Consider the following 26,315-nt stretch of genomic DNA (forward strand, 5'->3'; position numbering starts at 1 on the left):
TCTCCCTTAAGCGAAGGTTGCGGCGTATTCGTCAATCGCAGCCTTGATCTTGTCGGAAGCGTCGCCCTTGATCTTGGGATCTTCGTCCGTGATCCACTGAAGCAGATCCGCGTGCTTGCCACGCAGATGCGCCAGCAGGCCAGCTTCGTAACGGCCTACATCGGACACGTCGATCTTGTCGAGGTAACCGTTGGTACCGGCGAAGATGACGCAAACGATTTCAGCGTTGGTCAGCGGCGAGTACTGCGGCTGTTTCATCAGCTCGGTCAGACGTGCGCCACGGTTCAGCAGCTGCTGGGTCGCGGCGTCCAGGTCAGAACCGAACTGCGCAAACGCAGCCATTTCGCGATACTGAGCCAGCTCCAGCTTAACCGGACCAGCAACCGACTTCATCGAGTTGGTCTGAGCCGAGGAGCCTACACGCGAAACCGACAGACCGGTGTTCACAGCAGGACGGATGCCCTGATAGAACAGTTCGGTTTCCAGGAAGATCTGACCGTCGGTGATCGAAATCACGTTGGTCGGAATAAACGCCGAAACGTCTCCACCCTGAGTTTCGATAACCGGCAGAGCAGTCAGCGAGCCTGCTCCGAAGTCCTCGTTCAGCTTCGCCGAACGCTCCAGCAGGCGGGAGTGGAGGTAGAAAACGTCACCAGGATAGGCTTCACGTCCGGGCGGGCGGCGCAGCAGCAGCGACATCTGACGATAGGACACAGCCTGTTTCGACAGGTCATCATAGATGATCAGCGCGTGGCGGCCGTTGTCACGGAAGTACTCGGCCATTGCAGTTGCGGCGTAAGGTGCCAGGAACTGCATCGGCGCCGGGTCGGACGCGGTTGCGGCCACAACGATCGAGTAGTCGATCGCACCGGATTCTTCCAGTTTCTTCACCAGCTGCGCAACGGTCGAACGCTTTTGACCAATCGCAACGTAGACACAGTACAGTTTCTTCGACTCGTCGTCGCCTGCTGCGTCGTTATATGTTTTCTGGTTCAGGATCGCGTCCAGAGCAACGGCAGTTTTACCGGTCTGACGGTCGCCAATGATAAGTTCCCGCTGGCCACGGCCAATCGGGATCATCGCGTCAACCGATTTCAGGCCGGTTGCCATCGGTTCGTGAACCGATTTACGCGGGATGATGCCGGGCGCTTTGACGTCTGCAACGCCACGCTTGGTTGCGTTGATCGGGCCCTTGCCGTCCAGCGGGTTACCCAGACCGTCAACAACACGGCCCAGCAGCTCGTCACCGATCGGAACGTCCACGATCGAGTTCGTGCGCTTAACAGTGTCACCTTCTTTGATGTCACGGTCCGAACCGAAGATAACGACACCGACGTTGTCGCTTTCCAGGTTCAACGCCATGCCCATGATGCCGCCGGGGAATTCGACCATCTCACCGGCTTGTACGTTGTCCAGGCCGTATACACGGGCAATCCCGTCACCGACGCTCAGCACGCGACCGATCTCGGCCACTTCGGCTTCCTGACCAAAATTTTTGATCTGGTCCTTCAGGATTGCAGAAATCTCTGCAGCTTGGATTCCCATTTATCCGACCTCTTTCATTGCATTCTGTAGGGAGTTCAGCTTCGAACGGATCGAACTGTCGATCATTTTCGAGCCCACTTTAACGACAAGACCGCCGATGAGGCTTTCATCAACGGTCGCATTGATTGTCACGGTCTTGCCCACACGCTCGGACAGCGTCTTGGACAGTTTTTCCATTTGCGTCTTGGTCAGCGCCTTGGCCGACGCAACATCTGCGGTCACTTCGCCACGCTCGTCCGCCAGCATTTCGCGTAGGACTTGAACCAGTTGCGGAACGACAAACAGGCGGCGCTTTTGCGCCATCAGACCCAGCGTGTTGCGCAGGATGGCGTGCAAACCCATCTTGTCGGCAACTGCGGTGATTGCGCCTTCTTGTTCGGCACGCGAAACCAGCGGAGATGCGATCAGGTCGCGCAATTCGGCGCTTTCGCCCAAGGCTGCAGCCAGATCATTGATGCCGGATTCCAGACCTGCAAGGTCATTGTTCTCTTTCGCAATCTCAAAGATTGCGGTGGCATAGCGCTCGGCGATGCCAGTGGAAATCGAAGCTGGTTCGGACACGTCCACCCTTCCGATATTTGAGGCCCCAATTTTGAGTAGCGGCCGCTACCTTGGGGCGTGAGGAAACCCCGTCCATGTAGGGCGGGGATCAAAATCACCGGGGATGTAGCAGAGCAGAACCAACCAAGCAATATACTATAGCGGTAACGGAATTATCCACAAAACATTACTTTTCAACATCTTACACCAAGTGCGACGGTTTGAACCCCCAAGGTCAGGTGAAAAATGTTACGAATATGCAAGTTTTTGCGATTCCTGTGACTTTTTTCCCGCGTTTTTTCCGCTCTTTTGGCGGATGAGCGGTCACGCGGGCTTTAACAAGCCATCCAGTGCCTTGATGGGGCGCCGCTCAGTGTCCTTTGTGACGCTGCCGCTGGGCGGGCGGATATGTTTGGTCGCCTCAACCATCAGAACACCACCGGCCATGACCGTGGGCAAGCGCTGCCCGGTTTTCTCGATCAGACTTCCAGATTTCAGCCAGAACCGGCGGAAGGACGGCGGCATGTACAGGGCGGAACAGTGGCTTTCAGGAAGAAAATGGTGCTCTTTCAACTGGCTCTCGAGCTGCGACGCCGAATATGGTCGCCCGAATCCGAACGGAGTCCGGTCCGTCCGCGACCACAACCCCGCCCGGTTCGGCACAACGAACAAAGCGCGCCCACCCGGGCCCAGAACGCGCCAGCATTCGTCGAGCAGTTCACTGGGACGGCTCGAAGTCTCCAGGCCGTGCATCACCACCAATTTGTCCACATGGCCGGTTTCGACCGGCCACATGGTTTCCTCGGTCAGAACTGATACGTTGGACATCCCCGGGGGCCACGGCATCACTCCCTGTGGCCCAGGCATCAGGCCGATTACCCGCCGCGCGTCGGCCAGAAAGGGGCGCAGCAAGGGCACCGCGAAGCCGAAGCCCACCACAGTCTGCCCCTTGGCTTCGGGCCATATCTCGGTCAACCGACCCCGAATAGCCGCCTGCGCCGCCCGGCCCAATGTGCTGCGGTAGTAGAAGTTCCTCAAATCCTGCACATCAAGATGCATTGCGGACACCCGGTCAATCGGCTTAGCTGAGCGCAGTCTAGCAACGAAAGGGCAAAAGGCCATGCCTCTTGAGATCGTCACCATCCCATGTCTCAGCGATAACTACGCTTTTCTGGCGCATGACGCTGCCAGTGGCCAGACCGCCCTTATTGACGCACCCGAATCCGGCCCAATTCTGGGCGAATTGGACAGGCGCGGCTGGAAGCTCAGCCATGTGCTGCTGACGCACCACCATTTCGACCACGTGGATGGTCTACCCGCAATTCTGGAAAACCACCCAGCCAAGGTTGTTGGCGCAGCTGCCGACGCCCATCGCCTGCCCCCGCTGGACCAGCAGGTCTCGGACGGCGATACTTTCGAGATCGGAGGCGAACCGGTTCAGGTCCTGGACGTTTCCGGCCACACCATCGGGCATGTAGCCTATCATATGCCGATAAGCTCTGTGGTTTTCACCGCTGACAGCCTGATGGCCCTTGGCTGCGGCCGCCTGTTCGAGGGGACTGCACCGCAAATGTGGGCGTCCCTCAGCAAACTGGCCACCCTGCCCGGCGACACTCTCGTTTGCTCTGGTCACGAATATACTCAATCCAACGCGAAATTCGCTGTCACCGTCGACCCGGACAATGCCGCACTGCAGCAACGCAAAGCTGATATTGATGCTGCCCGCGCAGCAGGACAACCCACTGTTCCGTCGACTCTGGCGCTGGAAAAGGCCACAAACCCGTTTCTGCGCGCCACTGATCCGGCGATTCAGGCGCATTTGGGGATGGAAAATGCCGACGCCGCTGAGGTTTTTGCCGAAATCCGGGCTAGAAAAGACCGCTTCTAGTGCATATTTCGCTCTCTTCTCGGACACGGTCACGTTAAATGTGACTGTCAAGAGAAAGAAAACCCTTGAAGCCGGGCCACGATCAACCAAACTCTAATAGTATGAGGACATGGTTGGATTGGGGCCATAGCCGCCCCCCTTCGACCCAAGACAGAGGAGCACCCGCGTGCCTTCATTCTCGAGCACATTAGAACAAGCCATTCACGCGGCCCTGGCGGCTGCGAATGAGCGGCGACATGAATTCGCAACGCTGGAGCATCTGCTGCTGGCGCTGCTGGAGGAACCTGATGCCATCCGCGTCATGAAAGCCTGCAGCGTCGATCTGGATGAACTGCGCAGCACTCTGGTCGAATTCATTGACGAAGACCTGTCCAATCTGGTCACAGATATCGACGGCTCCGAAGCCGTACCAACGGCCGCGTTCCAACGCGTGATCCAACGCGCCGCGATCCACGTTCAAAGCTCGGGTCGAACCGAAGTGACCGGCGCCAACGTCCTGGTCGCTATCTTTGCCGAACGCGAAAGCAACGCAGCTTATTTCCTGCAGGAACAGGACATGACCCGCTATGATGCGGTCAACTTCATCGCGCATGGTGTGGCCAAAGACCCTGCGTATGGCGAAAACCGCTCGGTTTCAGGCGCCGATCAGGTCGAAGAAGAGGTTCAGTCCACCGCAGGCGAAGGCGACCAGAAAGAGAGCGCGCTTGGAAAATACTGCATTGATCTGAACGCCAAATCACGGGCGGGCGATGTAGACCCGCTGATCGGCCGCGCCGATGAGGTTGAACGCTGCATTCAGGTTCTCTGCCGTCGCCGCAAGAACAACCCGCTGCTGGTGGGTGATCCGGGCGTAGGCAAAACCGCCATCGCCGAAGGATTGGCGCACAAGATCGTCGCGGGCGAGGCACCCGATGTGCTGGCCAACACCACTATCTTTTCGCTGGACATGGGCGCGCTGCTTGCGGGCACCCGCTATCGCGGTGATTTCGAAGAACGACTCAAGGCGGTCGTCACCGAGTTGGAAGATCACCCCGACGCGGTGCTGTTCATCGACGAGATTCACACTGTGATCGGCGCCGGCGCCACCTCGGGTGGCGCAATGGATGCGTCCAACCTGCTGAAACCTGCACTGCAAGGCGGCAAGCTGCGCACCATGGGCTCGACCACATACAAAGAGTTCCGCCAGCACTTCGAAAAAGACCGCGCGCTTAGCCGCCGGTTCCAGAAGATCGACGTGAACGAGCCTTCGGTCGAGGACAGCGTGAAAATCCTGCGCGGTCTGAAACCCTATTTCGAAGAACATCACGAGATCAAATACACCGCGGACGCGATCAAGACCGCCGTTGAACTCTCAGCGCGTTACATCAATGACCGCAAACTGCCTGACAAGGCTATCGACGTGATCGACGAGGCCGGTGCCGCACAGCATCTGGTTGCGGAAAGCAAGCGTCGCAAGACCATTGGCGTGAAAGAGATTGAGGCCGTTGTCGCCAAGATCGCCCGCATCCCACCGAAGAACGTCACCAAGGACGATGCAGAGGTTCTGAAAGACCTCGAAGCATCCTTGAAGCGTGTCGTGTTCGGGCAGGATGACGCCATCGTGGCGCTGTCCAGTGCGATCAAACTGGCCCGCGCCGGTCTCCGGGAACCTGAAAAGCCTATCGGTAACTATCTGTTTGCCGGTCCGACCGGTGTGGGTAAAACCGAGGTTGCGAAACAGTTGGCGGATACGCTGGGTGTGGAACTGCTGCGCTTCGACATGTCCGAGTACATGGAGAAACACGCAGTTTCCCGTCTGATCGGTGCGCCTCCGGGCTATGTCGGTTTTGATCAGGGCGGTCTGCTAACTGACGGCGTCGACCAGCATCCGCATTGCGTATTGTTGCTGGATGAGATCGAGAAAGCGCATCCGGATGTGTTCAACATTCTGTTGCAGGTGATGGACCACGGTGAGTTGACCGATCACAACGGCCGCACAGTGAATTTCCGCAACGTAGTTCTGATCATGACCTCGAACGCGGGCGCGCAGGAACAGGCCAAGGCCGCCATCGGTTTCGGGCGCGATCGTCGCGAAGGTGAAGACACCGCCGCGATCGAGCGCATGTTCACACCTGAATTCCGCAACCGCTTGGATGCCGTGATCTCCTTCGCACCGCTGCCGAAAGAGGTCATCCTGCAGGTCGTCGAGAAGTTCGTGCTGCAACTTGAAGCGCAACTGCTGGACCGCAACGTAACCATCGACCTGACGCCCAAGGCCGCCGAATGGCTGGCCGATAAGGGCTATGACGACAAAATGGGCGCGCGTCCGCTGGGCCGCGTGATCCAGGAGCACATCAAGAAGCCCCTGGCCGAGGAACTGCTGTTCGGCAAGCTGGCCAAGGGCGGTGTGGTCCGTGTCTCGGTCAAGAAAGGCGAGTTGAACCTGGAAATCTTCGGCCCGGATCAGCCGCGCATTCCGGGCGACAAACCGCCACTGCTGACGGCGGACTAACGTCAAACCGACGACTATATCAGCAGCAAAACGCCCGGTTAGTCCTTCAACCGGGCGTTTTCATTTTTGCTAAGTCGGTGTTTTAGTCCTGGCTTCCCGACGGAAACACTCCGCCCACTCGTTTTAACTTCACAGTTAATCCGACAAGGGGATTATGATGACCAAAACCATCGTCGTTTGGAGCGTTGCCTTCGCCATTACTTCCGCCGCCGCCATCGCAACCGCTCAGCACAGGTTTCGCTACCACGATGAGACGGAAACAAGGCCGCTGACCCTGCAAGCTGCAACTCACGACCCAGGGGTCAGTCAGGTCGATATCGATGAAGGGCGCAACTCGACGCGTGTCTCGGCCAATGGGATTCCTGATCATCTTGTTGGACAGTTCCCGAACCGAGGCAACCCGCACCGGATAGCCGAACAAAAGGTCAAACTGAAGATCCCTGCAAATCCCAAATCGACGGGTTCCTTAACTCCGTTGAAATTGGGCTGGAATTTTGGCGTGTCCTTGAACGGTGTGGTATTTGACCCGCTCGCCGCTGAATTCTGGCATGGCGATCCACGTTCGGGTTGGTCTTACAACGCCCTGGGTGGAGCGGTCGCGCTGGGACTTGACGAGAACTTCGCGCATGTTCAGCCCAACGGCAAGTACCACTATCACGGGGTTCCAACCGGACTGATCGAGCTGCTGGATTACACTCCAGCTCGTCACTCTCCATTAATTGGATACGCCGCGGACGGATTCCCGATTTATGCGATGACGGGGGTAGTGGACGGGAAGGTGACTGAAATGACTTCGTCCTACAGGTTGAAAAACGGCAATCGTCCGGGCGGACGGGCGCCAGATGGAAAACACGATGGCACCTTCAACGAGGATTTTGTGTACGCATCGGGAACCGGAAATCTGGATGTATGCAATGGCGCCTTCACGACATCGCCTGAATACCCATCGGGCACATACGCATACTTCCTGACCGAGGACTATCCGGTAGTTCCCAGATGCTTTGCCGGCACACCTGACGGTAGCTTCCGCATTGGGCGACCCTAACTGACCGAATGCCGGCATTAGGTCGCGGATCTACCGCTCGGTCAACTTCAACTCAATCCGACGGTTCTGCGCCCGGGCTTCTGGGGTATCAGCGGGATTGACGGGTTGGAACTGTCCAAACCCATTGGCGGCCAGGCGGTTTGGCGGAATACCCAGCGCATCGACCATGTAGCGCACAACAGACAGCGCCCGCCCTTGGCTGAGTTCCCAGTTGTCGCGGTAACGCCCTGTCCCGGCCAAAGGCACATTGTCCGTGTGGCCATCCACCCGGATTACCCAGTTCAGGCCTTCTGGTATTTCCGCAGCCACACTGCGCAGGATAGCGGCCACCTTGGCAACCTCTTGCTGACCGATCGGAGACAGAATGGCCGAACCGGTATCGAACAGCACCTCGGAGGAAAACACGAAGCGATCGCCTTCGATCCGAACGCCTTCTTCATCACCCAACACATCACGGAGGCGACCGAAGAATTCCGAGCGATACCGTTGCAGGTCCTCAGCCTGCGCGGCAAGGTCCTGCGCCTCGGCCTCTAGGCGGGTGCGTTCGGCTTCTTCCAGCAATCGACGGCGACGCTCTTCTGACGCAGCACGCGCCAGCGCGGCGTTCAGGTCCTGCCCCAGCGACTGGATGCGGATGTCAGCAGCAGCGTTACGCTCTTCGTAATCGTCCAGCAGTGCCTGCAGCCCGCCCAACTGTTCGCGCAGCGCGGCCATTTGCTGATTCAGCAGCGCGGTTTCGCGTTGCGCCTTTTCCGAGATCGCCTGCTCGGACGACAGCGTGTCACGCGCCACGGCGAGCAGGGCCGCGCGCTCCTCAGCCAATGAGCGTTGTTCCTGTGCCTCGGCCTGTGCCTCGGTCTGCCCGGCAAGAGCAGCTTCAAGTTGGGCCCGCAGGTCTTCGGCGTTCAGGTCGCCAAACTGGCGTTCCAGTTCCGCTTTCGCGGCCTGCGCTGCAGCCAGCAGAGTCAATGTGTCCTCGGCTTGCTTGCGCTGCGCTTCCAGCGCAAGGGTCATGGCGGTCAGTTCAGCATCTGCATTCTGTAGTCGGGTGCGCAGGTTTTCGGCAGCAGCGATCTCGGCCAGCCTGGCGGCCTCTTCAGTAGTCAGTTGTTCTTCAAGTTCGGAAATCCGGGTGGTCTGCGCCGCGTCCGCTTGTTCCAAATCGGCTACCAATGCCTCGAGCGCCTCGCGTTGAGCGGCGGCGAGACGGGCGGCCTCGGTCTGTTCGTCGATCTCGGTCCGGCTTTGCGCCAAAGCCAGGTTCAATGCATCCTGCTCGCTCTGCAATTCGGCGATTTCACCTTGTGACCGGGCCTGATCCAGCAACAGGGCTGCGACCTGGTCCTCAAAATCGGTGAGTTGAATCTGCGCCTGCACCAATTCGGTCTCGACCTGTGTCAGGGTAGAGCTCAACACCCCTAACCGCGCTTGCAACCTGCTGTTTTCCCGCTCTTCCAGACCCAACGCTCCGGCCAGGGCTGCAACTTCGTCAGACAACGCTGTCAGCTCGTCCTCTTGCCCCGAAATTGTTTCGCGCAGCACGTATTGCACAACCATAAAGATGGTCAGCACAAAGGTCAGCACCATCAACAGCCCGGTGATCGCATCCACGAAGCCGGGCCAGACTGAGCCTTGGAAACGCTGACCTGTGCGGCGGGACAGGGCCATAGGTTACTCTCCTTCCGGAGCAGTACGCACGGCGCCTCGGGGCAGTGTCAGGGCTTTGACCAACAGTTCAATATCCTTGCGCAGCTCGCTCATACTCTCTTGCCGCCCGGCAGATATCTCTTCGAGAATCCGCAGCAGCTGCACGTCCATCGAGCGCAGGCGCATCCGGCTTTCGGCATCGATACCGTCGCCAGTACCCTGTTCTCGCATGTGATCCAAAAGCGCGTCTTGCCCAAGAGCCACGCGTTCCAATGCGGCTGTTACGCCATCGTTGTCGGATTGTCGTGCGTTCATTTCGCCAATCGAGTCCGCCAACTGGCCCAACTTGGTCGATACCGCCGCGCTGTCCGCCTCTTGCGCTGAAAACAGATCCTGTAGTGCGTTCATTTGTTCGGACATGGCGTCGAGCACAGGGGCCAGCACGGCGAGTTCAGCGCCGCCTTCGTCCCCTGCGGCAAATCCCACACGGGTGATCGAGGACAACCATTCCTCAAGCTCGCGGTAGAACCGGTTCTGTCCGTGGCCTGCGAACAGTTCCAGCAAGCCGACAATCAGCGACCCTGCCAGACCCAGCAGCGAGGACCCGAAGGCCACGCCCATACCCTGCAGCTGTGATTCCAATCCGACCATCAGGCGGTTGAATACGGCTAGCCCCTCTTCACCCTCTTGCGGATTTAGACTGCGAATCGTGTCTACAATGGCTGGAACGGTAGTTGCCAGCCCGAAGAATGTACCCAAAAGGCCAAGGTAAATCAGAACGTTGGTGATATATCGAGTGATCTCGCGCTCTTCTTCGACCCGCTCGGCCACCGAATCCAGAATGGACCGTGTCGAGGTGGAACTAATCTGCGACCGCGCGCCCCTTTCACGCAACAGCGACGCCAACGGTGCCAGCAATTGTGGCGTCCGGGCGTCTTCGCGGACGACACCTCCGACAAAAGCCTCGATCCAGCGAACTGAACCGATCAGCTGTGTCACCTGATAGAAGCAGGCCAACACACCGATAACGAAGACCAGTATGATAAATCCATTTAGATAAGGGTTGGCTAGAACCACCGGCATGACGTAGGGCAGCGCCATAAATACCCCAAACCCCGCCAAGGCGATCGCGACCAGCATCGTAACGATCTGACGAATGGGTTGCGAGAAATGCGGTCTCGCGCCCTGATGTGCCTGCGCCATGCGCGTGGTTCCCGGTGTTTTGCCTGCTCTACGCTGAAACTAACGAAAACACACCGGTGACGCCAAGGGTTTATGCGGTGATGGCGCGGACCCGTTGCGCCAACCACTCAAGATCGGGATCGCGCAGGTCGATCTCGGCCAGATGTTCGGCTGTGTTGTACAGATATTCGGTATTCGGCCCGCGCCCGCCTACGGCTTGGGCGATGATCTGCGCTTGCTCTTCCAGCGGCATTCCCCCGCAATACTGCACATGGTCAGCGTCAATCACGTAGGTCACCGCAGTCACCACCTCACCGCTGTCCAGTCGAATACCCAGCATCTTTTCAACATAGGCTGATGAGATCAGCTCGCGTTCACGCAGATCGTGCAGCGTGCGGTCTTCGTGACCGACCTCGACCGCCAGAGCCAAGCCCTTGCAATGGGCATCGGCCTGTTCATCCAGCGCCAGAACGAGGCCGGGATGGTCCTCGGTGCCGCGGTGATGGATCGAACTCATGCAGAAGGATCGTGCATAGCCGTGCAGCGTGGCGCGCTCTCTTCGGGCCACCGGAAAGCCCGGATTCCACAACAGCGATCCATATCCGAAAACCCACATCGTCATAGCACTGGTCCTTGCCCGTTTGCGCCTATAAACATCAATTCCGAGGCGGGAAAAAGGGCCATCTGTCATGCGCGGTCTGGTGCGGGTTATCATTTTCATCATTGTCGCGTGGAGCGCCTATTGGTTCATCGCCGGTTTCGGTCTGCGCAATGCAATCACGACATGGTTCGACAAACAGCAGGAACGAGGTTGGCAGGCCGAGTTTGCCGATGTTGAAACCGCCGGTTATCCGTTCCACCACATGACCCGCCTGAGCAGCCCTGCGCTGGCCGATCCAGTCAACGGCACCGCCTGGAGTGCCGACTGGATCGAATTCCAGAGCCCCGCGATCTGGCCTGGCCGACAGGTGCTGCGCTTTGCCGAAACGCCGCAGCGGTTGTCCTACTATGACCAGACGGCCACCATCAAAGCCCGCGACCTGCAGGCCGAGTTGCAATTGCAGCCCGGTGTCGCACTGGTGCTGGAAAAGATGGCGCTGACAGCCGGGCCGTGGTCAATCACTGACGACGCCGAGGCGCTGGCGGGCGGCGATACGATTGCCCTCGTGATGGAACAGACACCGACCCCCGAGGCATATGTGATCGGCGCCCGGATTGACGGCTTCACCCCCGGCGACGACCTGCGCGAACTGATGCGCTCGGCCACGACCCTGCCTCAGGCTTTCGAGACGCTGGAGCTGGATATGACCGTGACGTTCGACAAGACCTGGGATCGCTCGGCGCTGGAAGAAAGCAGGCCACAGCCGGTGAAGATCGATCTGCGCCTGGCTGAGATGAAGTGGGGCGCGCTGCGGCTGTTCGCCACCGGAGAGCTGGAAGTCGATCAACAAGGCATTCCCACAGGAGAGATTGCGGTCAAGGCCGAAAACTGGCGTGACATGATCGCGATGGCCAATGCGGCAGGTGCCCTGCCTGATCAAGCAGTCGATCCGGTGACCCGCGCGCTAAACTTCATGGCCGGGCTGGGCGGCAATCCCAACGCTCTGGATTTGCAACTGAATTTCCGCGATGGCTATGTGGCGCTTGGCCCTCTGCCACTCGGCCCCGCCCCGCGCCTAATCCTGCGTTAACGACAGTACGGGCCCCTGCGATGGCGTGCCGTGTCCAGGTGGAAATGATCCCGGTGATAGCGATCCGCGTTTGGTCCCAACACGGTGCCAAACGGCCCACACGCCCCCCGCCAGACTTTGGTCAACTGCCGCTTTGACGGGTTCTTGCGCCAGCCGTTCAGGACCGTCACCACTTCGCCGTCGGCCATCTTAAAGCCCGAGATGTCGATCGCCCGACCCTTGCCATGTTCGGATATCTTCGCGCCTTTGCGATTGTTGCGGGTCCGGCAAGCATAATGCGCCGCGACCTTAAGCTCGACCACCGGCCCGCGCCGTTTGAACGTGGGCTTGACGGTTTTGTCGACCCATTTGTTCAACGCAATGGCGGTGCCGCAATCCATCGTCGATGGGCGGCTAAGCGACACGCCCGAAACCGAGGTGACCTGTACGGCATCCTTGATACCACACGCCTTGTTTCGCCCCGGAACGTTGCCCACCGGCTTTCCCTGAATGTCGATGTCCCCGCACACCGAGGTTTTGCGCAGCTTGCGTTTCTTGAACAGCACTTCAAGCTCCAGGGCTTCCGGTCGCAGGAGCGGTCGGATTGGCGAAGTTTGCCCCAACGCCGTTACACCCGCCGGCGGAGCGGCTGCGGCCAGAGTGATTTGTGATTCAGGTCTCAGTTTGGGGCGGATATCACCGGGTACCGGGCTGGCAAAGGCCAGCACTTGGGCCTCGGATGGTCGCGTGACTGGAACCAGTGACTGTTCCAGAGGCGCCGCGTTGGACCATGTGGCGCTGACCGCCACGCATCCAATCATCAGAAACCTCCAGCTACGTCTCATGAGCTTGCTTTGCCTCGTCCAAAGTCTGGTGCATCCGTATCCTGTCCGGCGTCGATGATCCCGCGCCGGATCGCGCGGGTGCGGGTGAAATAGTCGAACAAGTGTTCACCATCACCGGTCCGGATGGCACGCTGCAAGGCAAAAAGCTCCTCAGTAAAGCGCCCAAGGATTTCCAGCGTTGCATCCTTGTTGGTCAGGAACACATCGCGCCACATTGTCGGGTCCGAGGCCGCGATCCGCGTGAAGTCCCGGAAACCGGCGGCGGAGTATTTGATAACCTCGCTGTCGGTCACACGGCGCAGGTCATCGGCGACACCCACCATAGTATAGGCAATCAGGTGCGGCGCATGAGATGTCACAGCCAGAACCAGATCGTGGTGATCCGCGTCCATCTCATCGACATTCGCGCCCATTCCTTCCCACAGTGCCCGCAAACGAGCGATCGCATCCGTATCTGAGCCTTCGACGGGAACCAGCAGACACCAGCGATTGTCGAACAACTCAGCAAATCCGGCTTCCGGGCCAGAATGTTCGGTCCCTGCCAGAGGGTGCGCAGGGATGAAATGTACACCCTCCGGGATATGTGGCGATACCGCTTCAATGACGTGACGCTTGACCGATCCAACGTCCGTCACAGTCGCGCCCGGCTTCAGGACCGGAGCAATATCTGCCGCCACAGCGCCCATCGCACCTACGGGGACACAGAGCACGACAAGATCCGCGCCCTCAACCGCCTCTTGCGCGGTATCACAAACGCGGTCACACAGACCAATCCGGCGCGCAGTGTCTCGGGTGGCCTGGGACCGAGCATAGCCGATGACCTCACCCGCGAGGCCCGAGCGTTTGATGGCCCAAAACATGGACGACGCAATAAGGCCCAGCCCGATCAGAGCGACACGATCGTAAACCTGACTCATGCGGCCCCCCCTTTGAACGCAGTGATGGCTGCAACGACACGGCGGCAGGCCTCTTCGTCGCCAACGGTGATCCGCAGGGCGTTGGGTAGGTTGTACCCCGCCACGCGACGGACGATCAGGCCTTGGGTCTTCAGGTAATCGTCACAGGCCTCGGCTTCGGCCTGATCAGCAAAACGGGCGAGGATAAAGTTGGTGCAAGACGCATCCGACGGTACTCCGATCTTGTCCAATTCCGCCGACAGCCACACCCGCAGGCGCGCGTTTTCTGCCTGACAGAAAGACAGAAACTCCATATCCTTCACCGCCGCTTCGGCTGCCGCCAAAGCCGTCAAAGACAGGTTGAACGGCTGACGCACCCGATTCATAACATCGATGATCGACTGCGCGGCATATCCCCAACCGACACGCATTCCGCCCAGACCGTAGACCTTCGAAAAGGTCCGCGTCATGATCACGTTCTCGAACCGATCCACCAGCGACGCTCCACCGTCAAAACTGTCAACGAACTCGGCATAGGCCCCGTCGATCACCATGAGACAGGTTTGCGGCAGCGCCTCAGCCAGCCGCGCAAGCTCCGCCTCGGGGATCATGGTCGAGGTCGGATTGCCCGGGTTGGTCACAAACACGATCCGCGTTTGCCCGGTAACGGCGGCCAGGATGTTGTCCACGTCCACGTGACGGTCACGCTCAGGCACCATGACCGGCGTCGCACCGGCCATGCGGGCGATGATCGGGTACATGGAAAACCCGTGCTCGGTATAGATGACCTCATCCCCTGGCCCCGCATACGCCTGAGCGACGAATTGCAGCACCTCGTCACTGCCCACACCGCAGATTAGCCGCGCCGGGTCCAGCCCGTGCCGCGCGCCAATCGCTTCGCGCAAGCTGGCGTGGTCGGTGCTGGGATAGCGATGCAGGGTCGTGGCACTGTCGCGCACCGCCTCAATCGCCTTCGGGCTGGGGCCAAACGGGTTTTCGTTCGAGCTGAGTTTGATCACATGCTCGACCCCGGCCACATGCGACTGACCGCCCTGGTAGAGCGCGATGTCCATAATGCCGGGTTGAGGGGTGATCTTGTTCATAAGAGGCTCCGTTGATTGGTGCCTCTCATACCCGTCTCAACGCGTTGAGAAAAGCGGCAATTCCGTCACGCCGCTTTGAAGCGGGCGGTTGCCGGGTCAGCGTTGTAATAGGGCGCGAATTTCTCAGTCCGGCGGGACAGGTCATTGACGCTGTCGATGATGAACTGAACCGTCTCCTCGCTCATCAGATACGAGAAGTTCAGGCGCACCCAACCGGGTTTTTTCATCTCTTCCCCGGCAGACAATGCCGCGTGCAACTCGTCCGACGTATCCCGGTCGATCCCCAGCAAACGGTGCGCATACGGCCCGGCACAGGCACAACCGCCCCGCGCCTGAATGCCGTAGATATCACTGAGCATCCGGGTGAACAGTTGCTGGTGAACAGGCTGACCCGAGTTATCATGCACGAGGAAGGAATAGATCGGCAGGCGATGCGAGTATTCCGTCCCCAGTAAGGTCAGGTTCGGGTTGTCGCCCCACCCCTCCCGCGCCATGCGATTGTACTTCGCCTCTCGGCGGGCAATCTCATCGGTGCCAACCACGTCTTTGACGATGAGGGCCAGCGCCGCACGGATGTCGCCTATCACGTTGGGTGTTCCGGCCTCTTCGCGGGTGGCCAGATCCTCGCTGTAATCATGCCGCCACGGTGAGACGAAACTGACCGTACCGCCACCGGGCCAACTGGGACATGTGCGTTTCACGCCGGTCTGATTGACGATCAGCACGCCCGACGCGCCCGGCCCGCCCGGGAACTTGTGCGGTGAAACAACGATGGCATCCTTGCGCGCATCCGCAGGCCCCATATTCATCGGCAGGTATGGCCCACCGCCTGCGTAATCCCAGACCGACACCGCCCCATGCTTTTTTAGCAACCGGGTGATCGGGTCCGGTTCGGTGATGATACCTGTGACATTCGATGCTGCCGAGAATGACCCGATGATCAGGTCAGAATTGGCGTTCTCGACCAAAGCCCGCTCCAGCGCATCCAGATCAACGCCACCCCCGGCGGCTTCGGGAATCTCGATCACCTGGGCCTTGCTTTCCCGCCAAGGCAATATGTTCGAATGATGCTCGTATGGCCCGATCAAAACGACCGGCCGGTCAGTCGCATCCACACCCAACAGGCTGACCAGCCGGTTCAGGCCCGCAGTGGCGCCAGACCCGGTGAAGATCACCGCGTCTTCTTCCCTTGCACCGACAATGCGGGCAATCTCTGCGCGCGCTTCTCGGCGCAGATGAGTCATGTAGGATCCGCAATAGGAGGCCTCGGTATGACTGTTGGCATAGAAAGGCAGCACCTGCTCGGCAACAAAATCCTCAACCTGCCGCAGCGCACGCCCCGAGGCGACATAATCCGCATAAACCAGCGGTACATCCCCATGCAGACCCGGGATCAGAACATTCTCTCCGATCAGCCCGTCGCGCAGGTTTGAATTGCGAGTGGTGGATTGGATTTCTGCGCGAAATTTGGACAGGGTCATGGCGTGGTCTCCATATTGCCCCTCCAATGTGATTGATTAGGTGTGGGAAAACATCACCTTTATTTCGATAGATTTGTCATTTTTTGTGTCATATGATCAATAATGGAGAAAAAAATAGATCATATCGACAAACGCATCCTACGCGAACTGCAAACCGACGCAACCCTATCTCAGCGTGAACTGGCGGATCGGGTCGGGCTGTCGCAGAATGCCTGCTGGCGGCGGCTCAAGGCACTGAACGAGGATGGGGTGATCACCGGCTCGACCGCACGGATCGCGCGCGAGAAACTGGGGTTGAGCCTTGTGGTTTTCGTCATGCTGCGCACGCGGCACCACTCCGCCGAATGGCTGCAAGCCTTTCGCAGCCATGTGTTGACTATCCCAGAGGTGGTCGATTATCACCGCATTGGCGGTGATTACGATTATCAGCTGAAAGTCGTCACCGAGGATATGGCCTCGTATGACAAGGTCTATCAACGCCTGATCGAAAAAGTCGAACTGGACAGCGTGACCTCGTATTTTGCAATGGAAGCGATCGCCGAAAGCCGCCCGCTGCCGATTTGATCATGTCACGAACAACGGGCGTTTTTCACGGAAGAATGGAACGGCAATGGCGCGAAACGCCTCGAGTTTGGCCGAGGGCCAGACATCCGGATGGGCAACGATCCAGATATCCGCGTAGGGTTGCGTCTGAAATTCAGGCACCTGCACCAGTCCCGGCAGTGACCGCCCCAGAAACACGGGCATCTTGACCACGCCCAACCCTGCCTGCGCACCGGCGGCCATAGCAACCATGTCATCAAACTGCATCTTGATACGCGAGCCAGGGCGTGACGTGCGAACATGGTCTGGCAGGCCCTGCTGGCGTTCGTAGGCCAGCCAATCCACAACGCCCTCTGGGTCATTGGCAATTCGCTCGGCCAGTTCAGGCGTGGCAAAGCTGGCCGCATGCTGTTCGGCCAGGCGCAACCCTTTCAAGGTATCGCCGGGGTTCCGACTGATACGGATGGCGATATCCGCTTCACGCCTGTTGAGGTCGAGGATTTCATTTGCCGCACGGACCCGAAGTGTGACCGAAGGATGTTTTCTGCTGTAGGAATCCAGCACTGGCGCAAGCATATGCGCTATCAGCAATTGTGGGGCCGTCAGGGTTAGCTCCCCTTCCAGCGTTTCGTCCCGCCCAGTAAGCCCGCGCAGCATCGCGTGCTCAGCGCTTTCCATCTCGGCCGCATGCCGGGCAACCAGTTGTCCAGCCTCGGTTGGCCGATACCCATCGGCCAAACGTTCGAACAAGATCTCCCCCGTTGCCGCTTCGGCCCGCACAATGCGACGTGCAACTGTAGTGTAGTTTACGCCCAGTTCATTGGCCGCTGCAGACAAGGTCCGCCGACGCACAACTGCCAACACCGCCCGATAATCATCCCAGTGAATCTCCATGCATGCAAATTTGCATGTATTGGATGCAACCGCACGCGTTTTCGCAGTATCCCGCTCGACCTAGCTTTGCCTTACACTAATAAGGACAAGAACCATGATCTACGCATACGCCAAGCTTACCGTGAATAATCCCGAATCTCTGGCCGCCTATCGCGAGCAGGCGGGCCCTGCCTTGGCTCGTCACGGCGGCAAGGTTGAACAGGCCACAGCCGAAACAACGGCGTTGGATGGCACCCCCGATCTTCCGGACGTTGCCGCCCTTTTGTCCTTTCCGGACAGAGAGGCAGCCCTTGGCTGGATCAACGACCCGGAACTGAAAGACCTACATGATCTGCGCCGCAGCACCGGTGCATCGGACATCGTTTTGCTTGGGTGAAAACAAAAAAGAGCCGCACTTCTCAGTGCGGCTCTGAATTCCAGTCGGATCAGCGAAGATTAGTTCTTCGCGTAGAATTCGACAACCAGGTTCGGTTCCATCATGACCGGGTAAGGCACATCGCTCAGGCCCGGTGCACGCACGAAAGTCGCGGTCATTTTCGAGTGGTCGGCGTCGATATAGTCAGGAACATCACGCTCGGCCAAACCGACAGCTTCCAGAACGACAGCCAGTTGCTTGGACTTGTCACGTACTTCGATCACGTCGCCTTCTTTGACACGGTAAGACGGGATGTTGACCCGCTTGCCGTTCACTTTAACGTGGCCGTGGTTCACGAATTGACGTGCAGCGAAGACGGTCGGCACGAACTTGGCGCGGTAGACAACGGCGTCCAGGCGGCGTTCCAGCAGACCGATCAGGTTTTCACCGGTGTCGCCTTTGACACGCTCGGCCTCTGCGTAGATGCGGCGGAATTGCTTCTCGGTCAGGTCGCCGTAGTAGCCTTTCAGCTTCTGCTTGGCGCGCAACTGCAGACCGAAGTCCGACAGTTTACCCTTGCGGCGCTGACCGTGCTGGCCGGGACCATATTCACGGCGGTTGATTGGGGATTTCGGACGGCCCCAGATGTTTTCGCCCATTCGGCGGTCGATTTTGTACTTGGCAGACGTGCGTTTGGTCACGGCTGATCTCCTTCGTTTCGGTCGAGGCCCTGCGGGCCACTATGAAGGGCGTTGTCCTCTTGAGGTTTCCCCCATGACAGGCATCCCCTTGCGGGGGCCACCAACACCAATGAAGCCGCGCTTATATCCGCGAAACCAGCAGAGTCAACACGCCCCGCTGTGCAGCAATGGATTTTCCGAAAAAAACTGAGAACTATTCGGCCCTGCGCCCGGCGGAAACCGCAACCCGAAGGTCGGCCTCATCCACATCCTGCCTTGACCGGACCGGAAACGCGACAACGGTGTTCGCCATCCCGGAGGAAGTGCGGCTTTGATGTCCGCTTTCAGCAATTTCGCTGATCCAGAAATCCTGTTCCCGCTCGGGGCAATCGCCTTCGAAAACCAGCATCGGAACCGATTCTCCGGCTACAGGGAACAAGGCTGCTGTGAATGTTTGTGCGCCGTTGGTCAAAACAAGCAGCCCGTTTGCTTCGTCCGGCAGGTTTTCGACTTGAGCACAACGATCAAGAGTTGCAGCTGCACTACCACGGGCATGTCCGGTCCATTCCAGCGCGTGTTCGGCCGTCTCAACCAGGCGTCGCGTCTGTCCGCGCCATGACCACGCGGCTCCGATATACAGAAAGGACAAAGGCGCCGCCTCAAGTCCATCGATTTCCGTCTGACTCCAAAATACTGCCGTTCGACCGTTTTCTCCGGCTCTCATTGTACCCGCCTGCACCTTCAACATTTCACTACTGACTAGGCTTCTCTTATCAACGCAAAATGAGGCGGAAAAGAGACGTTAACGCAACATTAACGAAATTTTTACTTAAGCGAATTGATCATTGTTCTAGGCGAAAAACACACTCGGGTTTTGCAAGCCAAATTAGCCGTCCTTCACGCACGAATGTTTCAACGAGTAACTGACGACCGATCGCCACACCTCCGCCATTGATTGCGGCTCGGATCACCACATTATAGTCGTTGAGCTGCATCCGTTTTGCACCCGCAATATCTATTCCGCGCGACCCCGCCCAAGACTGCCATTCCTACTCCTTAAGGCTCGCAAGGAGTTTTTCGTCAGACAGGTCTGTGAGCGTGAGGGTTCGCTTGTAATTTGCTACGGGAGCAATTTTTTCGACATGCAGCAGTCGGGCATCCACACCCTTCCAAGGGCCGGTTCCGAACCTCACGCCCAGATCAGCCTCGGCGCGAGCAAAGCTGACAATCTCAAGTGTCGGGTCGAGGTCAATTTCAATCCCTGGATGAACAGCCGCAAAAGAGGTACGACGCGACATGAGCCACATTGAGCAGAAGGACGGCAGCGCCGTTACGCGAAGCGTCTCTCGTCCTGCCTCAGCCCGAAGCTCCGCAGTCGCATCCGTGATCGTACGGAATGCGGCGTTAATTTCGACGAGATAACGCTTATCTTCAGGTGTCAAAGAGATGCTGTGGGCATGCCGTGCGAAAAGCGGCGTTCCGCGCATCGTTTTAAACTGCCGAATGTGATGACTGACCGTGCTTTGCGATAGAAGCAGAGGAAGGTTTGGGCTAGAGCGCAAACAGTTGGTCTCGTATTTCTCGGGGAGAGTACCACAAAGTAGTACAGCGCGTTATTGCCAAGTCCGCAAGCCCATGCGCTACTTAGCGGCAATCGCCTACGGCTCAAAGCCGACTTTTGCCGATTTCTACTTTCGCCGCAATGCGGGCTGAAAAAGACGCCATTCGCTGCATTCGCAAATTTGGGGTCACTTGATCCGGGAAAGCAGGCGAAACACCGGCAAGAGTTCGGCGAACACTGCGTTTGTTCTTTCTGTCAGGTTCGGCTCAAGAACAAAGTCAGGAGTCTCAGCGTCCACCCAAACCGCGAAGCCTTTGCGCCGCAGCGCCTCCTGATGGGGATGATCCTTGTCAAATCCGGACGGAACGCGTTTCAATTCCGGATCACCAATCCGGAACCCGCGTTCTCGGAACTCTGTCGTGGTCTGGATCAACTCTGCTCCCAATGGGCCTGCCATCGCATCGCGGAAGGCATCCAACGCCGCTTTGCCATACTGAAAAACCCCGCATCCGAGGGACAGCTTTTCCGGGGATAGCCCAAAGAACCACATCGGCGGCTGAACCCCCTGCCCTGTCGGCATGAACGCAAGGTGCAAATGCGCGTTATAGGGTGTCTTGTCTTTGGAAAACCGAACATCGCGATAAATCCGAAAGATCTTGCTGCCGTGATCCTGACCGGTTAGGTCACGCAAGACCAACGCCAAGTCGTCGGCGAAAAGCTTCCTGGGTGCCTTCAGGTGGGTTTCATAAGTCGCTTTGTTCGCCGCAAACCAATCTTTAGTATTGTTGGCCTTCAGACCTTGCAGGAAGCCAAGTGCCTCAGGCGAGAAACAGTCAAATTGAGCCATGGAGTCCTCCGTTCAGTCTTTCTTCGGCAGCGCTGCGGCGTGCTCAAGGCAAAGGTGCAGCCAACGCAGTAAAGCGGAATCATCGCAATCTGTTTCGTCAACGTTCACAAAACCACCCAGCTTACGGGTTCCGTGGATCACGGCACGGGCGGTGACGTTCTGCAATGCGGTGGGCTCGTTCACTTTACCGACGCGGAACATGAACCGGCCCACGCCGTCCTTGTGCCGCCGCGCTCCGCACAGCATGTTGCCGTTCAAAAAGAAACACAGGCCGCCCATCATCGGCTTTTCGGAAATGCCCACATGCGCGGTCAATGCCTCTCGCATGCGGGCGTTGAGGGCTTCATCCACCGACATCAATTGGCAGCCCAAAGGTGCCAGAGGATCGCCAGCGCCAGCACCAGCATGGTCAGTGTCGTCAGCGCCGCGCCAACCGAACGCCCCTGACCATCCACCGAGGCGCTCAGGCTGAAATAGTGGACAAGACGGGCCAGCAGCAGTATGCCACCGCAGGCCGCGACCAACCAGGATGGGGTTCCCGCGATCTCTGCCCCCGCCAGCGCCAGCAGGGCAAGCGGCACATATTCGATAAAATTGCCATGCGCCCGCATCAGCCGCAGCAGGCTCTCATCTTCGCCATGCAGCAAAGGGATCCCGGTTCTGGTACGCCGCACGCCTACGGCAATCGCCATCGGAATGCTCATCAAAACAAAAATGGCTGTGACAGCCAGCGCGATTTGGGGAACCTGTTCCATTTGATGTCTCCTGTCTGGTCGAGCTTAAATCGCCATGCTTTCATAGGTGATCAGCGCAAACCGTGCTCCCTGAGGGTCAGTCAGCGTGGCCATACGGCCGACCCCCAGCACATCCATCGCAGGCTGAGTGATCGTGGCGCCCTTGGCTTGGGCTTTGGCGACGCTGGCATCCACATCAGCCACGGTAAAAAAGATCGTCCAACTTCCCTGATCCTCGGGCATCGGAGAAAACCCACCGATAGCGGTTTCCCCCACGACAGCAGCAGAATAGCTCGACCCGTCCTGCATGGGCATGTCTTTGATCGTCCAGCCCAGCACCTCTTGATAGAACGCCTTGGCTTTGCCCTGATCAGGGCCGGAATGTCCGATCCAGCCGGAGTTTCCGACGGTGGTCATCTCAAGAATACTCATGTGTTTCTCCCTTGGTTGCGCCCGCCACATACGGGTCTGATCCAAGGACGCACGAAACGACGCGATCCCTACACGCGGCGCAAATTTTCTTGGCTGATCGCGATTTTTTCCGTAATCGCAACACGTTCAAGGGTTGTCGGGCCAAGCGTCATCACGGTTTCAAACGCCGCAATGGCCGCACGGTGATCGCCTGTGTCCTGCAAAAGCCCGCCCCGCATCGCATGAAACCAGCGATAGGTGGACAGCTCCTGCGCCAAAGGTTCCATCGCCTTCAGCGCATGATGCGAACCGTGCAGCTTGGCCTGCGCTGCAATCTGATTGAGACGCACCACAGGCGTCGGCTGCAAGGCGTAAAGGGCAGCATAGTGGCTTTCGATCGACGCCCAGTCCGTATCCCGATCCGACGCTGCCCGAGCATGCGTCGCAGCGATTGCAGCCTGGATGATATAGACACCATGATGGCCCGTCCTCTGGGCCTTTTGCAAAAGACCGGTTGCCTCGGCTATGTCCGCGCGGTTCCAAAGAGTGCGATCTTGATCGTCCAGCGCGACAAGCTTACCCTCGGGATCAATGCGCGCGCCGCGCCTGGCGTGTTGAAACAGCAACAGCGCCAGCAACGCGGCCTGTTCCCCCATCGCCGGAAACAGCGTCGCAAGCAGACGCGCCAATCGGATCGCTTCTTCGCACAAGGTAAGCCTGATCTGATCTGGCCCGGCCGAGGTCGACCACCCCTCACTGAACATCAGGTAGACCATCAGGGACACTTCGCTCAATCGCGCGCCCCTTTTCGCCGGGCTTGGCGTTTCAAAGGCGACCGGGCTGAGCGCTATTTTCTTTTTCGCCCGGGTGATCCGCTGCTCCATGGTTTTAGACTTGATCAGAAATCCGCTGGCAATCTCATCCACGCTCAACCCCAGGACGACCCGCAAGGCAAGGGCAATCTGGTCCCGACGATCAAGTTCCGGGTGACAGCAGATGAACAGCAGCCGCAAAACGTCATCTCGCATCTCGTCCGGATCCGGTGTTTCGGCAGGCACAGGCTGAAACTCCTCGGTGTGACGCGACAGGATTGCCGCGCGGCGCTGTGATTTTCGCACATGGTCAAGACCTGCGTTGCGCGCGGTGGTTAGCAGCCAGGCCAACGGATCGCGCGGCGCCCCATCTTCCGGCCAGACCGTCAGCGCCTTCAGGCAAGCGTCGGCAAAAGCCTCTTCGGCCATGTCGATATCCCTGAACAACCGGGTCAAGGCCGCAAGCGCACGCGGGCGGTACAGGGCGAATGTGGCCTCAAGCCAGTCCGACATGGCCTATTCCGACGAGATCACACCGCCGGCCCAGGCGACCGGTCGCACCTCAAGCCGTGCAACTGGAGATGAGATCATCTTTGCGTATTCCAGCGCTTCTTCAAGATCTTTGAAATCGGCAGCATAGAACCCAAGGAAGTTTTCCTTTGTTTCGGCAAACGGACCGTCAGTGATCAGTGGCCGCGCGCCGTCGGTCTGGGCGGGCTCGACCATCACTGCAGAAGTTGGCGGCATCAGCTTCATAGTGACGAAATCACCGCGGCCCGTTAACGCCGATTGCAGTTCGCTGTGGCCCAACATCACTTCGTCCTGGCGTTCCTTGGGTAGCGCCTCGAACACGCCAGGTTCCCCATAGATTGTGATTGCGTAAATCATTTTCGCCTCCATCCTTCAGTCACATGGTGCAAGGACGCGCGAAAACATGCAAATCCGACAACGGACCCAGAATGCGGGGTCATAAGATAGCAATTTGGATCACCAAGACACAAAATGCAGCCTTCCAGACTCAGGCTAAGCGGGTTCCCAAAGCTCTATTGGATTACCTTCTGGATCATTGAGCCAAGCAAACTTGCCATTTGGATAAGGCGAGTCTGGATCCCGGCGGACTTCAACACCCTTAGACTCGAGCTGTGCGATCATTTTCTCAATGTCGCGAACACGAAAATTCAGCATAAATGCCTTTTCTTGGTTCCCGAAGTATTCTGTCACCTTTTCGAACGGGGCGAATACAGTCTCACCTGCTTCCTGCGTCCAACACGGTGTTTCATAGTCGTTTGGTACGAGATCAATGCCCAATATATCACGATACCATGCCGCCAAAGCGACGGGATCGTCTGCCCTGAAGAAAAACCCCCCAATTCCTACTACTTTTTCCATCTTAAATTTCAATCCCGGATACGCTTTCGGAAAAGGCTACTTCAATCTGTAGCATTTGATAAGCGCGGCCCTCTGCGGACCTTGGCGCATTACCCCAGACGCTGCGATTTCAGCCCTCCTTCCGGACATTCGCCGTGAGAGAAATACACACATAGATCCAATTCGCGAAACGCGGGCAAAGCGGTCATTGAACTTCTTCAGCAAATCGCAGCATTTTGTGGTTCACCCGGCGCGGAGATGCAGAGCGTCCAAAGTGCTTTCCACAGTTTTGAACCGGGGCATCTGACGTGCATCTGCAAGTCACGAAACTCTCGACCAATGCACGTCCAACAAAATGGCAAGACGGTCACCTTACGCCCTCTGTCACGTGGCCTTCAGCGCTGCCAATTTCCCATTTGTGGTCATTCAACCTGATGCTTTTTCAGGATGCCAGTAATCTGCACTTCTCTGAAACGGTTTATGAGCATTGTTTGTCTCCTGGCTTGGAGAACAGGTTAACTTCAAACTGCAGACGTTTGAGGCGAGCAGCTCACGCTGAATTCTCGTTGATCACAGGCGCAGCGAAAGTTTGCTGCACCCGCTCTCAATTCGCGCTGCGACGGTAGGGAATACGGCAGTTTATTTCCTTCGCAATGAAAACCAGAAGCCAATCTCATAGAACAGAGAACCAAGTGAGTATTCGCTGAAGGTTCCAGAAGGGTGGTTACGGTAACCGTTCTCCTCCTGATTCAGATGAACAGATCGACCTTTTCAAACTTTGAGACGTCAATGATCCCCAAATCTGAAATCCGGATTTCGGGAATCACAATCAGCGCCAGCAGCGAATGCTGCATATAGGCATTGTTCAGCTTGCAGCCGCATGTGCCCATAGCGGCGACCATCGCCGCGGCTTTCTCGGCGACAATCTCCGCGCGTTCCTCTGATATCAGACCGGCAATGGCCAGTTCAACTGTTGCCAACTCCTTGCCTTCGGAGAAGACGGTGATACCCCCGCCGACTATTCCCAGGTGATTGGCCGCTGCCGCCATGTCCTCCTTGGAGGTGCCAACAACAATCCCATGGTGGCTGTCATGTGCGACAGTTGAGGCCACCGCACAGGGTTTGTCATAGCCGAAACCGGATACGAAGCCATTCACCACACCGCCGGTACATCGGTGGCGCTCGGCCAGCGCTATCTGACAGACATCTTTTCCGGCATCCATGCTGACCAACCCGTTCTCGACGCTGAGATTGGCCTCCAGCGCCCGTGTCGGGGCTTGGTTTTCAATGACGCCAATGACCCGGGCTCTCACCTCTGCCGCGCCCTCAGGGGCATAAATGTCAAAGTTATCCGCAGCCAGGCGCTTGCCAAGGTTGACGGTGTTCTTGGCAAATTCCGGGTAGTCGTTGACGGGAATACTTGCTGTAAGCCTTGATGAACTGCCTGAGGGTATTTGGGGCGGCTTGGGACCGCGCGATGGATGGCTGGCTTTCTTCATGCCGTCCGAAGGGCGTGTTGACGATGACTCCCGCTTCTTTCACCTGACCGGCCCCGTCACGTCACGTGATTGGCCGGAAGTGCCCCACACTTACTATTTCGGCACGGGAGGCGACAAAGCGCGAGAGGCGCTGGAAGCAGTGGGCTTGACAAAAGTTGACCGCTCACTGTTCGACTGGACCACCGGGGATGAAGTTGAGTTCAATATGGAAAACTTCCACTCAATGGCGAGGAGCAAAATAGACATGGCAGAGTTCAGCTAACTACAAGCTTCTGGAT

At 58.0% G+C, this 26,315-nt stretch carries 27 protein-coding genes and 2 pseudogenes; 7 read left to right on the forward strand and 22 right to left on the reverse strand.

Annotation, left to right across the window (positions count from 1 at the left end; all coding sequences use genetic code 11):
- Window positions 1-6: 6 nt before the first annotated feature.
- The 3 genes from atpA to ACR0IK_RS07895 form a co-directional block, all read right to left on the reverse strand.
- A complete protein-coding gene (gene atpA / locus ACR0IK_RS07885; protein WP_480590301.1) occupies window positions 7-1,545 on the reverse strand; it encodes a F0F1 ATP synthase subunit alpha in 1,539 nt (512 codons plus the stop codon).
- A complete protein-coding gene (locus ACR0IK_RS07890; RefSeq protein WP_480590304.1) occupies window positions 1,546-2,106 on the reverse strand; it encodes a F0F1 ATP synthase subunit delta in 561 nt (186 codons plus the stop codon).
- A 303-nt stretch (window positions 2,107-2,409) separates the two neighbouring features.
- A complete protein-coding gene (locus ACR0IK_RS07895; RefSeq protein ID WP_480590306.1) occupies window positions 2,410-3,144 on the reverse strand; it encodes a methyltransferase domain-containing protein in 735 nt (244 codons plus the stop codon).
- A gap of 61 nt (window positions 3,145-3,205) precedes the next feature.
- Between ACR0IK_RS07895 and gloB the strand changes: the two genes are divergently transcribed.
- The 3 genes from gloB to ACR0IK_RS07910 all read left to right on the forward strand — a co-directional run bounded on the left by gloB (window position 3,206) and on the right by ACR0IK_RS07910 (window position 7,509).
- Window positions 3,206-3,973: a hydroxyacylglutathione hydrolase gene (gene gloB / locus ACR0IK_RS07900; RefSeq protein ID WP_480641056.1), complete on the forward strand. Its 768-nt coding sequence runs from the start codon at window positions 3,206-3,208 to the stop codon at window positions 3,971-3,973.
- A gap of 166 nt (window positions 3,974-4,139) precedes the next feature.
- Window positions 4,140-6,464 carry an ATP-dependent Clp protease ATP-binding subunit ClpA gene (gene clpA, locus ACR0IK_RS07905; protein WP_480590311.1) on the forward strand — a complete coding sequence of 775 codons (2,325 nt, stop codon included), beginning with the start codon at window positions 4,140-4,142 and terminating at the stop codon, window positions 6,462-6,464.
- A gap of 157 nt (window positions 6,465-6,621) precedes the next feature.
- Window positions 6,622-7,509 (forward strand): YHYH protein, encoded by an 888-nt coding sequence (locus ACR0IK_RS07910; protein WP_480641057.1) that lies wholly within the window; start codon window positions 6,622-6,624, stop codon window positions 7,507-7,509.
- Between the two features lie 30 nt (window positions 7,510-7,539).
- On the opposite strand, the gene ACR0IK_RS07915 is transcribed toward ACR0IK_RS07910, so the two are convergent.
- The 3 genes from ACR0IK_RS07915 to ACR0IK_RS07925 all read right to left on the reverse strand — a co-directional run bounded on the left by ACR0IK_RS07915 (window position 7,540) and on the right by ACR0IK_RS07925 (window position 10,960).
- Complete coding sequence (locus ACR0IK_RS07915; protein ID WP_480590315.1) at window positions 7,540-9,177, reverse strand: peptidoglycan -binding protein; 1,638 nt, start codon at window positions 9,175-9,177, stop codon at window positions 7,540-7,542.
- A 3-nt stretch (window positions 9,178-9,180) separates the two neighbouring features.
- The gene (locus tag ACR0IK_RS07920) at window positions 9,181-10,359 is read right to left on the reverse strand and encodes a biopolymer transporter ExbB (protein WP_480590317.1); all 1,179 of its coding nucleotides are present in this window, start codon (window positions 10,357-10,359) and stop codon (window positions 9,181-9,183) included.
- 70 nt (window positions 10,360-10,429) lie between these two features.
- Window positions 10,430-10,960: a gamma-glutamylcyclotransferase gene (locus ACR0IK_RS07925; RefSeq protein WP_480590320.1), complete on the reverse strand. Its 531-nt coding sequence runs from the start codon at window positions 10,958-10,960 to the stop codon at window positions 10,430-10,432.
- Window positions 10,961-11,027: 67 nt separating this feature from the next.
- Here ACR0IK_RS07925 and ACR0IK_RS07930 point away from each other — a divergent pair, with 67 nt between their 5' ends.
- Window positions 11,028-12,029 carry a DUF2125 domain-containing protein gene (locus tag ACR0IK_RS07930; RefSeq protein WP_480641058.1) on the forward strand — a complete coding sequence of 334 codons (1,002 nt, stop codon included), beginning with the start codon at window positions 11,028-11,030 and terminating at the stop codon, window positions 12,027-12,029.
- Here the strand turns inward: ACR0IK_RS07930 and ACR0IK_RS07935 are convergent.
- The 4 genes from ACR0IK_RS07935 to ACR0IK_RS07950 all read right to left on the reverse strand — a co-directional run bounded on the left by ACR0IK_RS07935 (window position 12,026) and on the right by ACR0IK_RS07950 (window position 16,333).
- Entirely contained in the window at window positions 12,026-12,829 is an 804-nt protein-coding gene (locus tag ACR0IK_RS07935; RefSeq protein WP_480641059.1) for an extensin-like domain-containing protein, read from the reverse strand. The genes ACR0IK_RS07930 and ACR0IK_RS07935 overlap by 4 nt on opposite strands.
- A 20-nt stretch (window positions 12,830-12,849) precedes the next feature.
- Window positions 12,850-13,770, reverse strand: coding sequence for a prephenate/arogenate dehydrogenase family protein (locus ACR0IK_RS07940; protein ID WP_480641060.1), 921 nt, complete (start codon window positions 13,768-13,770; stop codon window positions 12,850-12,852).
- Window positions 13,767-14,852, reverse strand: coding sequence for a histidinol-phosphate transaminase (gene hisC / locus ACR0IK_RS07945; RefSeq protein WP_480641061.1), 1,086 nt, complete (start codon window positions 14,850-14,852; stop codon window positions 13,767-13,769). Before hisC ends, ACR0IK_RS07940 begins: the two co-directional genes overlap by 4 nt.
- A 65-nt stretch (window positions 14,853-14,917) precedes the next feature.
- Complete coding sequence (locus ACR0IK_RS07950; RefSeq protein ID WP_480641062.1) at window positions 14,918-16,333, reverse strand: aminotransferase class V-fold PLP-dependent enzyme; 1,416 nt, start codon at window positions 16,331-16,333, stop codon at window positions 14,918-14,920.
- 102 nt (window positions 16,334-16,435) lie between these two features.
- On the opposite strand from ACR0IK_RS07950, the gene ACR0IK_RS07955 reads away from it, so the two are divergent.
- Window positions 16,436-16,897 carry an Lrp/AsnC family transcriptional regulator gene (locus ACR0IK_RS07955; protein ID WP_480641063.1) on the forward strand — a complete coding sequence of 154 codons (462 nt, stop codon included), beginning with the start codon at window positions 16,436-16,438 and terminating at the stop codon, window positions 16,895-16,897.
- Here ACR0IK_RS07955 and ACR0IK_RS07960 read toward each other — a convergent pair whose 3' ends face one another.
- Entirely contained in the window at window positions 16,898-17,770 is an 873-nt protein-coding gene (locus tag ACR0IK_RS07960; protein ID WP_480590339.1) for a LysR family transcriptional regulator, read from the reverse strand.
- 94 nt (window positions 17,771-17,864) lie between these two features.
- On the opposite strand from ACR0IK_RS07960, the gene ACR0IK_RS07965 reads away from it, so the two are divergent.
- On the forward strand, window positions 17,865-18,146 hold the full coding sequence (locus ACR0IK_RS07965) for a DUF1330 domain-containing protein (protein ID WP_480641064.1): 282 nt from the start codon (window positions 17,865-17,867) through the stop codon (window positions 18,144-18,146).
- A 59-nt stretch (window positions 18,147-18,205) separates the two neighbouring features.
- On the opposite strand, the gene rpsD is transcribed toward ACR0IK_RS07965, so the two are convergent.
- From rpsD to ACR0IK_RS08020, 11 genes and pseudogenes are all read right to left on the reverse strand, one after another.
- The gene (gene rpsD, locus ACR0IK_RS07970; RefSeq protein ID WP_170332083.1) at window positions 18,206-18,826 is read right to left on the reverse strand and encodes a 30S ribosomal protein S4; all 621 of its coding nucleotides are present in this window, start codon (window positions 18,824-18,826) and stop codon (window positions 18,206-18,208) included.
- A 193-nt stretch (window positions 18,827-19,019) separates the two neighbouring features.
- A complete protein-coding gene (locus ACR0IK_RS07975; protein WP_480641065.1) occupies window positions 19,020-19,529 on the reverse strand; it encodes a hypothetical protein in 510 nt (169 codons plus the stop codon).
- 118 nt (window positions 19,530-19,647) lie between these two features.
- Window positions 19,648-20,367, reverse strand: a pseudogene (locus ACR0IK_RS07980) (LysR substrate-binding domain-containing protein).
- Between the two features lie 186 nt (window positions 20,368-20,553).
- The gene (locus ACR0IK_RS07985; RefSeq protein ID WP_480590348.1) at window positions 20,554-21,213 is read right to left on the reverse strand and encodes a DUF2461 domain-containing protein; all 660 of its coding nucleotides are present in this window, start codon (window positions 21,211-21,213) and stop codon (window positions 20,554-20,556) included.
- A 12-nt stretch (window positions 21,214-21,225) separates the two neighbouring features.
- Entirely contained in the window at window positions 21,226-21,570 is a 345-nt protein-coding gene (locus tag ACR0IK_RS07990; protein WP_480590350.1) for a TfoX/Sxy family protein, read from the reverse strand.
- The gene (locus ACR0IK_RS07995) at window positions 21,570-21,968 is read right to left on the reverse strand and encodes an MAPEG family protein (RefSeq protein ID WP_480590352.1); all 399 of its coding nucleotides are present in this window, start codon (window positions 21,966-21,968) and stop codon (window positions 21,570-21,572) included. Before ACR0IK_RS07995 ends, ACR0IK_RS07990 begins: the two co-directional genes overlap by 1 nt.
- A gap of 24 nt (window positions 21,969-21,992) precedes the next feature.
- Window positions 21,993-22,379 (reverse strand): VOC family protein, encoded by a 387-nt coding sequence (locus ACR0IK_RS08000; protein WP_480590355.1) that lies wholly within the window; start codon window positions 22,377-22,379, stop codon window positions 21,993-21,995.
- Window positions 22,380-22,447: 68 nt separating this feature from the next.
- On the reverse strand, window positions 22,448-23,683 hold the full coding sequence (locus ACR0IK_RS08005) for an RNA polymerase sigma factor (protein ID WP_480641066.1): 1,236 nt from the start codon (window positions 23,681-23,683) through the stop codon (window positions 22,448-22,450).
- A 3-nt stretch (window positions 23,684-23,686) separates the two neighbouring features.
- Entirely contained in the window at window positions 23,687-24,058 is a 372-nt protein-coding gene (locus ACR0IK_RS08010) for a YciI family protein (protein WP_480590359.1), read from the reverse strand.
- A gap of 135 nt (window positions 24,059-24,193) precedes the next feature.
- Window positions 24,194-24,559, reverse strand: a complete 366-nt coding sequence (locus ACR0IK_RS08015) for a VOC family protein (RefSeq protein ID WP_480641067.1) — start codon at window positions 24,557-24,559, stop codon at window positions 24,194-24,196.
- A gap of 728 nt (window positions 24,560-25,287) precedes the next feature.
- Window positions 25,288-25,971, reverse strand: a pseudogene (locus ACR0IK_RS08020) (adenine deaminase C-terminal domain-containing protein); the annotation flags it as partial.
- On the opposite strand from ACR0IK_RS08020, the gene ACR0IK_RS08025 reads away from it, so the two are divergent.
- A complete protein-coding gene (locus ACR0IK_RS08025) occupies window positions 25,946-26,299 on the forward strand; it encodes a hypothetical protein (protein WP_480641150.1) in 354 nt (117 codons plus the stop codon). The pseudogene ACR0IK_RS08020 and the gene ACR0IK_RS08025 sit on opposite strands and share 26 nt — an antisense overlap.
- Window positions 26,300-26,315 lie beyond the last annotated feature (16 nt).

This window comes from Ruegeria sp. BF7 (assembly GCF_056538605.1).